This is a genomic window from Marinobacter sp. 1_MG-2023, assembly GCF_030549045.1.
In the GTDB taxonomy this organism is placed as follows: Bacteria; Pseudomonadota; Gammaproteobacteria; order Pseudomonadales; family Oleiphilaceae; genus Marinobacter.
In genome coordinates this window covers 379,461-392,064 of record NZ_JAUOST010000001.1, presented here as the reverse complement: position 1 = coordinate 392,064, position 12,604 = coordinate 379,461, and the positions used below count along the sequence as shown (strand labels likewise).

Here is a 12,604-nt window from a genome sequence, read left to right as displayed (position 1 = left end):
TCCTATACACTCCGGAATTAGTTCGCTTCAGCAACCGGGCCAGGCGCACTTACCCTTATATCGGCCCGACGGTTCGCATTTACAGCCGTTGAAGTGTTCATACTGAACCTTGGCTGGTAAAAACCAAGCCCCTCCGTTTTAATCCGCGCAGGATCTATGCTGTACCCATCCACCAGTCTCTGAGCAACCGCCTCAGCCCGGCGAATGGATAGCGCCTGATTGTATGCAGGCGCGCCTGTTTTCGAGGCATGCCCAATCACGACCACTGTCGCTTCCAGATTTTGCGCCAGTAGCTTGCCAACTTCCTCGATATATTCGTCACTGGACGCCTCGATCCTGGCCGAATCATTGGCAAACTCAACAACGGCGTTTGCAACAACTACGGGTTTCGCTGCCGTTGCGCAGCCTTCAGCATCCACCGGAGTTCCCGGAGGGGTGCCCGGGCACTGGTCTTTGTAGTTTCTGACGCCATCACCGTCAAAATCCAGCAACAGCTCAAGAGACTCATCGATCTCCACAGCCGGACAAACTCCTTCCGTAATCTGCAAAGGCTCCGCCCCGAGCTCATCCAGCGTTGGCAGCCCATCACGAATCAGGCCCAGTGAAGACACCAGGTGACCCATACCCGCCTGAACTGTGGCTACTGCCAGTTTGCGATCATAGATCGCATTAGTGTAGGCCCGACTGGCATCAAAATACTCATTTTCTGCGTCAAGCAGATCCAGCAATGTTCGCTCGCCGATATCGAACTGGTCTTTATAGGCAGTGCGTACCCGGGCGGAAGACAGTCGATGGTTGTTCAAAATGGGGGCCTGGGTTTCGAGATTGCGCACGTCATTGAAGGCGATCTGTATTTCTTGACGGATATCCACGCAGGCCTTGTCCCGCAAATCTTTGGCAACATTTACCTGATCGTAGGCGCTTCTGACACGGGCACGATCCGAGCCGCCACGGTAAAGATTTACATTCAGCTCAATCCCAATCCGACCTTCGGTTTCAGACTGATCAAAGCCAAGATCATCGTAGGAGCTATGACCATAACTCGCGACCAGATCAAGCCTGGGCTGATAGCCCGACCGGTTCTCCCGGACGCTGGCCTCTGCCGCCTTGATGTCACGGTGAGAAGCCCGGAATTCGGGGTTGCCTTCATAGGCAATCATCAGTGCCTCGTTCACGGTCGAAGGCAAAACGTCGGCATCAAGCGCAACTTCTCCGGTTTCCACCGGGGGGGCCTCACCAACAATCCTGAGGTACCTGGCTCGAACGTCATGAAGGTTGCTTGCAACGACGACCAGATTGGATTCCGCCAACGAAAGTCGACCGCTGATCTGCTCGAGATCAGCTGCGCGAGCTACACCAGCTCGGGCACTGGAACTTACCTGATCGTAGACTTCCTGATGGGTTTCGAGATTCTCCCGAGCGAGATCAAGCAGCTCACGCTGCCGCGAGACATCAAGATATGCGCCCAGTGCTTCCAGGGACGTTTTCTCTATTTGGGCCAGAAGCTGGAAATAACTAACCAACTGCTGTTCTTCCAACCTCTGAACAGAACTCTTCACCTCAAACCCGTCGTAAAGCATTTGCGTCAGAGTCAACTGGCCATCGTAGCCATCGTACTCATCTACCGGGCCATAGTTCCGGTGCTCGAGCCCATATCGAGCCTGAGCATCCAGAGAAGGCAGATATCCGCCAAAGGCACTGTCCGTATCATGCCCGGCAACAAGAAACTGATGCCAACTGGCACGCACTTCCGGGTTTGTCTCTATAGCCGCTCGCACGGCGTTGATCACACCAGCATTACTCTGCCCTTGGGCGGCAAGTGCTGGCACAAGAAAAATCGCGCCAAAACAAACGGCAACACCGGATTTAAAGACCTGCTTAACAATTGACAATATTCCAACCTCCAGACCCCCGAGCGAAGCACCCGAAAGCAACCAATGTAACTCTGCTCTCAAGCAGACCTTCTCAATACGTAACTTACTCGACTGAAGTTCAGTTCGGGCCGGCTTTTATTTTACCCCGCGACACGCGCAAATCCGCCGATTTCACAACCATTTACAATTCAGTACGAGAAATCACCTCAACCTGTACCTGAGTCCAGTAGGCAGGAAACCGATACGACCTTACCTTAACTATTGTTGATAAATACAACGATTTTTTCGTTAGCTGAATTTTCAAAAGAGACCTGCCATGAGCACAACCATTGCCATCGTTCTGAATGTTTCCGGAAAAGCCTGGGCCGAAGCGCCAGACGGAAGTCGCCGCCTACTTGAGGAAGGCGGAGCTTTAATGGCAGGCGAACGACTGGTCACAGAAGACGATGCGAGAATCCTTCTGGACTTCGGTTATGGCAACTCTGCGATTGTCGAGGGTGGTACAAGCATTCTGGCAACAGCCGAAATGGCGGGTAACTTTACTCCTGCGCGCGCAGACACAGGCATTGAGGAAGATAGCATTGCCCAGGCCCTGGCTTCCATTGAGCAAGCCCTCGGCGGCTCCCTTGAGGATGCGGAAGCCCCTGCAGCGGGTTTGGAAGGTGGCAGCTCCGGAGGCAGCAGCTCTGTTCGCCTTGCGCGCATCGTCGAGAGTATTGACCCGGCAAGCTTTGGTAGTGAGCTTTCGCCTTATGACTTCAGCCGTCAGTTTTCTGATGAAGGCAATGGAGCAAGTACAGACAGCGGACTCGATACATCGACTGTTAACACACCCATCCAGCCCGGCGACATTTCAATCGGTTCTGTCAGCGGTGGAACTACCGCTTCCCCAGCTTATGTTGTAAGTGGCTCAAGCAGCAATCTGGTACCGTCCAGTCCTGTTCAAATCACGCTTACAGACCAGGATGGCAACACTGTCAGCCAGGAAATTCTAACCGGGCCTGACGGTTCGTTCACGGGGGTTTTGTCACCTCTGACGGGGCTGGTAGACGGACCATTAACGATTGAAGTCACAGCGACAGGACCAGACGGTGCGACGGTCTCTGACGCCGGTCAGGGCTCTCTGGACCTGACTGCGGGCGTTTTGGAATTGAATATCGGCGAAATCGACTACGCGACGCAGACCATCAGCCTGAATGGCATGACCACCGACGTTGCACCGGGCGAAACCATTTATCTGACCATCACCGATATCGACGGCACCCAAGTCAACACCACCGCCACTGTTGCGGCTGACGGCTCTTACACTGTTTCGGGCACGGATATTTCCAATCTGGTCGACGGTGCTCTAACCATCGAGGCGTCTGCCACGGATCGCAACGGCAGTGCCGTTTCCGATACTGCAACCGGCACGTTCGATGCGACTCAAGGCGACCTGACAGTTGCCATTGAAGCCGTTGATAACGGCACGCAGACCATTAATCTCTCGGGTACCACCAGTGATGTTGCGCCTGATGACCTGGTTAACATCACCATTACCGATGTGGACGGCACCCAAGTTACCACCACCGCCATCGTTGCCGCTGACGGTTCTTACACTGTGACCGGTGCTGATATTTCGAGCCTGGTGGATGGGGCATTAATTGTCGATGCCTCCGCCACAGATCGTAACAGCAGTGCCGTTTCCGATACTGAAACCGGCACGCTCGATGCGACTCAAGGCGACCTGACGGTTGCCATTGAGGCCGTCGATAACGGCACGCAGACCATTAATCTCTCGGGTACCACCAGTGATGTTGCGCCTGATGACCTGGTCAGCATCACCATTACCGATGTGGACGGCAACCAAGTCACCACCACAGCCATCGTCGCCGCTGATGGCTCCCACACCGTGACCGGTGCAGATATTTCGAGCCTGGTGGATGGGGCATTAACTGTTGATGCTTCCGCCACGGATCGTAACGGTAACCCGGTTTCCGATACTGCGAACGGCAGTCTGAATGCGCTTACCGGCAGCCTCGACATTACCTCTACGTCCGTCGACGACAATGCGGGCACCATTGATATCGCTGGCACAACCGCTGACGTGGCCGAGAATGCATCGGTTGCCCTCACCATTACAGATGTAAATGGAACCCAAGTTACCACCACCGCCACTGTTGCGACTGACGGCTCCTATACTGTCTCGGACACGGACATTTCTGGCTTGGTGGATGGGACTTTGACCATTGAGGCCTCCGCTATGGACCGCAATGGCAGCCCGGTTTCCGACACTGCAACCGGCACGTTCGATGCGACTCAAGGCGACCTGACGGTTGCCATTGATGCCGTCGATAACGGCGCGCAGACCATTAACCTGTCGGGCACCACTACCGATGTGGCGCCGGGAACGGAAGTGAACGTCACCATCACCGACAGCGACGGCACCCAAGTCGGTACCACCGCGACCGTCGCCGCTGACGGATCTTATTCTCTGAACGGCGTAGATGTATCAGGGTTAAATGACGGCGCGCTGACCATCGATGCTGCCGCCACCGACCGTAATGGCGATCCTGTTTCCGACTCCGCAAACGGTACACTGGATGCCACTGACGGTACATTGACCGTCGCCGTCGACGCTATCGATAACGGCACTTCCACGATCGACATATCGGGTACCACTACCGATGTGGCGCCCGGGGCGTTGGTGAACCTCACCATCATCGATGCGGATAACAACCAGGTCACCACCACAGCCACCATCGCCACTGACGGATCTTATACTGTGACTGGCATCGACATCTCGGGTTTGGTTGATGGTGCTCTGACGATTGATGCCTCTGCCACCGACCGTAATGGCGATCCCGTTTCCGATTCCGCAAACGGTGCATTGGATGCCACCGACGGTGCATTGACCGTCGCCGTCAACGCTATCGATAACGACGCGCAGACCATTAACCTGTCGGGCACCACCACTGATGTGGCACCGGGCGGCTCTGTCGCGATTACCATTACCGACAGCAATGGCAGTCAAGCCAGCACCACCGCTACCGTTGGTGCTGATGGTTCTTACTCCGTAACCGGCACCGACATCTCGGGTTTGGTTGATGGCGCTCTGACGATTGATGCTACCGCCACCGACCGTAATGGCGATCCGGTATATGGCACCGAAACCGGCACGCTTGATGCAACTCAAGGCGACCTGACAGTTGCCATTGATGCCGTCGATAACGGCGCACAGACTCTCGACTTGTCGGGCAACACCACCGACGTCGCCGAGAATGCACCGGTGACCATCACCATCACCGACGTTGATGGCACCCAAGTCACCACCACAGCCATCGTCGCCGCTGATGGCTCTTACACCGTGACCGGCACCGATATCACGGGTCTGGTTGACGGCGCGCTGACGGTCGAAGCATCAGCCACGGACCGTAACGGCAGTGCAGTTTCCGATACTGCGAATGGAACTTTGAATGCCACCACCGGTGGCCTCGACATTAACTCTGCGTCCGTTAATAACTCCGCAGGCACCATTGATATCGGTGGTACAACCACCGATGTGGCTCCCAATGAACTGGTTAACATCACCATTACCGATGTGGACGGCACCCAAGTCACCACGACCGCCGCCGTTGCCGCTGATGGCTCTTACACTGTCGCGGGCACGGACATTTCTGGTTTAGTGGACGGGAACTTGGCCATTGAGGCGTCTGCCGCGGATCGCAACGGCAATGCCGTTTCGGACACCGCCGCCGGCACTCTCGATGCAACTCAAGGCGACCTAGCAGTTGCCATTGATGCCGTCGATAACGGCGCACAGACTCTCGACCTGTCAGGCAACACTAACGACGTGGCCGAGAATGCAACGGTGGCTCTGACTATCACCGATTCCGTGGGCACCCCGATTACCGTCACCACCACCGTGGACGCCAACGGCGATTACACGTTGGCGGGCGTGGATATTTCAACGCTGGTCGATGGCGCGTTGACTATTGAGGCATCTGCCACCGATCGCAACGGCGATCCGGTGTCTGACACTGCTACCAGTACACTGGATGCACTCGCTGGCGACCTCGCAGTGGCAATTGATGCTATCGACAATGGTACTCAGACCCTCAACCTGTCCGGGAACACCACCGATGTGGCGCCCAATGAGCTGGTCAGCATCACCATCACCGATGTGGACGGCACCCAAGTCACCACGACCGCCGCTGTAGCCGCTGACGGTTCTTACACCGTGACTGGTACGGACATTTCTGGTCTGGTGGATGGCCCACTAACCGTCTCGGCCGGCACGGCCGACCGCAACGGCAATGCCGTTTCCGACACCACAACCGGCACGCTCGATGCAACTCAAGGCGACCTGTCGCTTGCCCTTGATGCCGTCGATAACGGCGCACAGACTCTCGACCTGTCAGGCACCACCACCGACGTGGCGCCCAATGAACTGGTCGGCATCACCATCACCGATGCTGATGGCACCCAAGTTACCACCACCGCCACCATTGCCGCTGATGGCTCTTACACTGTCGTGGGCACGGACATTTCTGGTTTAGTGGACGGGAACTTGACCATTGAGGCCTCCGCTACGGATCGTAACGGTAATCCGCTTTCCGATACCGCAACCGGTGCGCTGGATGCTCTTGCCGGTGATCTGACGGTTGCCATTGATGCCGTCGATAACGGCGCACAGACTCTCGACTTGTCGGGCACCACTACCGATGTGGCGCCGGGAACGGAAGTGAACGTCACCATCACCGACAGCGACGGCACCCAAGTCAGCACCACCGCCATCGTCGCCGCTGACGGCTCCTACACCGTGACCGGTACCGATATCTCGGGTCTGGTTGACGGCGCGCTGACGGTCGAAGCATCAGCCACGGACCGCAACGGCAGTGCCGTTTCCGATACTGCGAACGGCACTCTGGATGCCACCACCGGTGGCCTCGACATTAACTCTACGTCCGTTAATGACTCCGCAGGCACCATTGATATCGGTGGTACAACCACCGATGTGGCTCCCAATGAACTGGTTAACATCACCATTACCGATGTGGACGGTACCCAAGTCACCACCACCGCCATCGTCGCCGCTGATGGCTCCTACACCGTGACCGGTGCAGATATTTCAAGCCTGGTGGATGGGGCATTAACTGTCGATGCCTCCGCCACGGATCGTAACGGTAATCCGCTTTCCGATACCGCAACCGGTGCGCTGGATGCTCTTGCCGGTGATCTGACGGTTGCCATTGATGCCGTCGATAACGGCGCACAGACTCTCGACCTGTCGGGCACCACCACCGACGTGGCGCCCAATGAGCTGGTCAGCATCACCATCACCGATGTGGACGGCACCCAAGTCAGCACCACCGCCGTCGTCGCCGCTGACGGTTCTTACACCGTGACGGATACGGACATTTCTGGTCTGGTGGATGGAATTTTGACCGTAGAAGCCTCAGCCACGGATCGTAACGGTAATCCGGTTTCTGATACCGCAAGCGGTGCGCTGGACGCTCTTGCCGGTGATCTGACGGTTGCTATTGATGCCGTCGATAATGGTACGCAGACTCTCGACCTGTCCGGCACCACCACCGACGTGGCCGAGAGTACAACGGTGACTCTGACCATCACCGATTCCGCAGGCACACCGATTACCGTCACCACCACCGTGGACGCCAACGGCGATTACACGTTGGCGGGCGTGGATATTTCCGGTCTGGTGGATGGCGCGCTGATCGTCGAGGCCTCCGCAACGGATCGCAACGGCAATCCCGTCTCCGATACCTTTACCGGCGCTCTGGATGCCATCGACGGTGGCCTGAACATTACAACCACCACCGTCGATGACACCGCGGGCACGATCGATATTGCCGGCACCACCACTGATGTGGCCGAGAATGCATCGGTGGCCATCACGATCACCGACGCTGATGGCACCCAAGTCACTACCACCGCCACCGTCGCCGCTGATGGCTCTTACACCGTGACCGGCGCGGATATTTCAACGCTGGTCGACGGCGCTCTGACCATCGAAGCGTCCGCCATGGATCGTAATGATAACCCGGTTTCCGATACCGCAACCGGTGCGCTGGACGCTCTTGCCGGTGCTCTGACGGTTGCCATTGATGCCGTCGATAACGCCGCACAGACTCTCGACCTGTCAGGCACCACCGCCGACGTGGCGCCCAATGACCTGGTCAGCATCACCATCACCGACGCTGATGGCACCCAAGTTACCACCACCGCCATCGTCGCCGCTGATGGCTCTTACACCGTGACCGGCGCGGATATTTCAACGCTGGTCGACGGTACGCTAACCGTCACTGCCACTGCGGACGATCGCAACGGCAAGCCGGTTTCCGATAGTGCAACCGATACTCTGGACGCCATAACTGGCGGCCTGGATATCACCGCCGCTACCGTTAATGACGATGCACAAACCATCGACCTGGCGGGTACCACTACCGATGTAGCCCCGGGAGCAGTGGTGAGTCTTACCATCACCGACAGCGATGGCAACCAAGCCGGTGCCACCGCCACCGTCGGCGCCGACGGATCTTACTCGGTCACCGGCACCGACATTTCCGGCCTGGTCGACGGTGCTCTGACCATCGCGGCGTCTGCCACGGATCGCAACGACAACGCCGTTTCTGATACCGCAAGCGGTGCGCTGGATGCAACACAAGGCGGTCTAAACCTCACTACCACCACCGTCGATGACACCGCGGGCACGATCGATGTCGCCGGCACCACCACCGACGTAGCGCCCAACAATCTGGTCAGCATCACCATTACCGATGTAGACGGCACGCAGGTGACCACCACGGCCATCGTCGCCGCTGATGGCTCTTACACCGTGACCGGCACCGATATCACGGGTCTGGTTGACGGTGCGCTGACGGTCGAAGCATCAGCCACGGACCGTAACGGCAGTGCAGTTTCCGATACTGCGAATGGAACTTTGAATGCCACCACCGGTGGCCTCGACATTAACTCTGCGTCCGTTAATGACACCGCAGGCACCATTGATATCGGTGGTACAACCACCGATGTGGCTCCCAATGAACTGGTTAACATCACCATTACCGATATGGACGGCACCCAAGTTACCACCACCGCCACCATTGCCGCTGATGGCTCCTACACTGTCGCGGGCACGGACATTTCTGGTTTAGTGGACGGGAACTTAACCATTGAGGCCTCCGCTACGGACCGCAATGGCAGCCCGGTTTCCGACACCGCAACCGGCACGCTCGATGCAACTCAAGGCGACCTGACGATTGCCCTAAATGCCGTCGACAACGCCGCACAGACTCTCGACCTGTCAGGCACCACCACCGACGTGGCGCCAGGTGAACTTGTCGCGATCACCATTACGGATGTGGATGGTACTCAAGTCACAACGACCGCCGCTGTAGCCGCTGACGGTTCTTACACCGTGACCGGCGCGGATATTTCAACGCTGGCCGACGGAACGCTAAACGTCACTGCCACTGCGGACGATCGCAACGACAATGCCGTTTCTGATACCGCAAGCGGTGCGCTGGACGCTCTTGCCGGTGATCTGACGGTTGCCATTGGTGCCGTCGGTAATGGTACGCAGACCATTAATCTCTCGGGCACCACCAGTGATGTTGCGACTGATGACTTGGTCAACATCACCATCACCGACGTTGATGGCACCCAAGTCAGCACCACCGCCACCATTGCCGCTGACGGCTCCTACACAGTGACCGGTGCAGATATTTCAAGCCTGGTGGATGGCCCACTAACCGTCTCGGCCAGCGCGACCGATCGCAACGGCAAGCCGGTTTCCGACACCGCAACCGGCACGCTCGATGCAACTCAAGGCGACCTGACGGTTGCCATTGATGCCGTCGATAACGCCGCACAGACTCTCGACCTGTCAGGCACCACCGCCGACGTGGCGCCAGGTGAACTTGTCGCGATCACCATTGCGGATGTGGATGGTACTCAAGTCACAACGACCGCCGCTGTAGCCGCTGACGGTTCTTACACCGTGACCGGCGCGGATATTTCAACGCTGGTCGACGGTACGCTAACCTTCACTGCCACTGCGGACGATCGCAACGGCAACGCGGTTTCCGACACAGCTAGCGGCACACTGGATGCATTGGCAGGTAGTCTGTCCGTGGTAGTGGATTCCGTCGATAACAATGCTCAAACCATAAGCCTTTCGGGAGCAACCACGGACGTCGCCGCGGGCAGCAGTATTACCCTCACGATTACGGATGCCGGTGGCGTTTCCACCAGCGTAACTACAGCGGTAGATGCAAACGGCTCCTACTCGGTTACAGATATTGATACCTCTGGTCTGGCGGATGGCGCAATCACTGTTGTGGCCTCTGGAACCGATCGCAACGGACAAAACCTTTCCAATTCGACCACCGGAACCTTGGAGACCAATGTCGCACCAGAAGCTGGCGATGACTCCTACAATACAAATGCGATCCAGGGGCTCTTTGGCGAATATTTTGCCTACGAGGTCGGGACGGACGGCAACAACCTCAGTAACCTTACACAAATCGATGCGTTTATTGCCGCAACGAGTGCCGATGCAACCTTTATAGGCACCTCCGTCAACTATGACATAGGCCAATCGGGTGGAAATCTTGGCAGTGAAGGCAAGCTCCAGGATTTCCTGGGAGACGATGCGAGCTCATTGTCCAGCGACCCCGTCAATAGCTCTGACGCGATCATCCGAATGAGCGGCGAGCTGGATCTTGCTGCAGGAATCTACCAGTTCAAGGTCCGTGCAGACGATGGCTACCGTATCCTTGTGAATGGCGATGTCGTCATTGAAGCCGACAGGAATCAATCCCCGTCAACCCAAACGGGCGGGACATTCGAACTGACAGGCGAAGGCCCCCATACCGTCGAAATCGTTTACTGGGATCAAGGTGGGCAAGCCGTGCTTGAGGTTGAGATTCGACCACAAGGTGGAACGTACGAGACTTTCGGCTCACAGCATGTGTCACATAACGGCATTGATTCAGGGCTGATTGTTAACGAGAACCAGCCACTCACTATCGAGTCATCAACGCTGCTAGAAAACGATATCGATGCCAATGGCGATTCGCTGACCATTCAAAGTGTTCAGAACCCAGTGAACGGCAACGCCTCACTTGATGCCAACGGCAATATCGTATTCACCCCTGACGACTTCTTCACTGGTGAAGCGACGTTCGAGTACACGGTCAACGACGGCCAGGGAGCCACAGACACAGCGACTGTTACCGTAAATGTGCTTCCCGCCGCCGATTCCCCTGTGTTGTCGGTTTCCGACAGCACCAATCTGCAGGCCGGAGCTACTGTCATATCAACGGGAGCCGAGGATGTGGCGGTTGATCCAGCCGCATATGATTCAGGCGACGGCTTAAGTCTGGCTGCACTGGAAAGCGAACTGGGAGTGGAGACTGGGTACCTGAGCGGGCGGTTCAATCCGACGGGAGAAGGTGCAGACGATCCAGGTACCATTACCATCGCAGATGGAAAGATCACAGAAACAACCCAAACTCTGAATACGGGTATGGAAATTACCTGGGTTTATTCCTTCGTAAACGGCGAGGACAATAAGAGCGAGGTAGAGAGTGGTTTCAACGATGTCGTTGCTCTAGTCGTAACGGCACCAGGTGGAGCAAAAGAAACTCTGCTTGTGGACTCATCGGAGAACAAATTCCCCACCCAGTCTTCGACCGGATCCTTTGCCTACACGGCCGCTGAATCGGGTGCTTACCAGTTCCAGTGGCTGGTGCTGAATGGCGGGGACTCACAAAAAGATTCCTCACTGCAACTTGACGCTCCATCTCTGACGGTCCCCGGACTCAGTGGCACCTTTGGCGCCATAGTTCCACTCGATATCAATGCTGCACTGGCAGATCAGGACGGGTCAGAAAACTTGAGCATCCTGATAGGCGGCTTACCAACAGGTGCCGCGCTGACTGCAGGTACTCAAAATGCGGATGGAACCTGGAGCTTGAGCGCTAATGAGCTGGACAACCTGCAGTTACTGACAGAAAACGGCTTCAGCGGCGACATTACACTTGGCGTCACGGCGACTGCAACGGAGACCTCAACGGGTGATCAACAGTCAGTGACCGAGTCCATGACGGTCACGGTTGCACAGACCAGCACGACCATCTCAGGAACCGAGCAGACAGATAACTTGCAGGGCAGTGCAGCAAACGAGCTGATCCGCGGCTACGACGGCGATGATGTTCTTGATGGCGGTGCAGGAAACGATTACCTGCTAGGCGGTGCCGGCAACGACATGCTGATCGGAGGCTCAGGCAACGACATGCTGATCGGAGGCTCAGGCAACGACATGCTGACCGGCGGCGTAGGTGCGGATGTGTTCCGTTGGGAGCTTGGCGACGAAAATGACAGCAGCATGGCCAATGACGTTGTGACAGATTTTACGATTGATGCGCAAGATGGCTACACAGGGACTGGCCAGGGCGATCAACTCGAGCTCAGCGATCTTCTTCAAGATGCATCAGCTGAAACCATCACAGACTTCATGATGGCGAAGGAGGAAAACGGGGATACGGTTCTTTATCTCAATAAAGACGGTGCACTCAGCGATAACGGTGACAATGCCCAACAGTCCATCACCTTGAGCGGCATTTCCATGGACGGCCAAAGCTCTGAGCAGTTCATCGACACAATGCTGAATAGTGGGCACATCAAGATTGAGTAATTAAATGCGAAATAGTCACCGGGGCGGG

At 56.6% G+C, this 12,604-nt stretch carries 2 protein-coding genes; one reads left to right on the top strand and one right to left on the bottom strand.

Annotated features, from left to right (window positions below; genetic code table 11):
- Nucleotides 1-17 precede the first annotated feature (17 nt).
- Nucleotides 18-1,892 carry a TolC family outer membrane protein gene (locus Q4606_RS01760; protein WP_303606482.1) on the bottom strand — a complete coding sequence of 625 codons (1,875 nt, stop codon included), beginning with the start codon at nucleotides 1,890-1,892 and terminating at the stop codon, nucleotides 18-20.
- Between the two features lie 298 nt (nucleotides 1,893-2,190).
- Here Q4606_RS01760 and Q4606_RS01755 point away from each other — a divergent pair, with 298 nt between their 5' ends.
- Nucleotides 2,191-12,576, top strand: coding sequence for a type I secretion C-terminal target domain-containing protein (locus Q4606_RS01755; RefSeq protein WP_303606481.1), 10,386 nt, complete (start codon nucleotides 2,191-2,193; stop codon nucleotides 12,574-12,576).
- The last annotated feature ends 28 nt before the right edge of the window (nucleotides 12,577-12,604 follow it).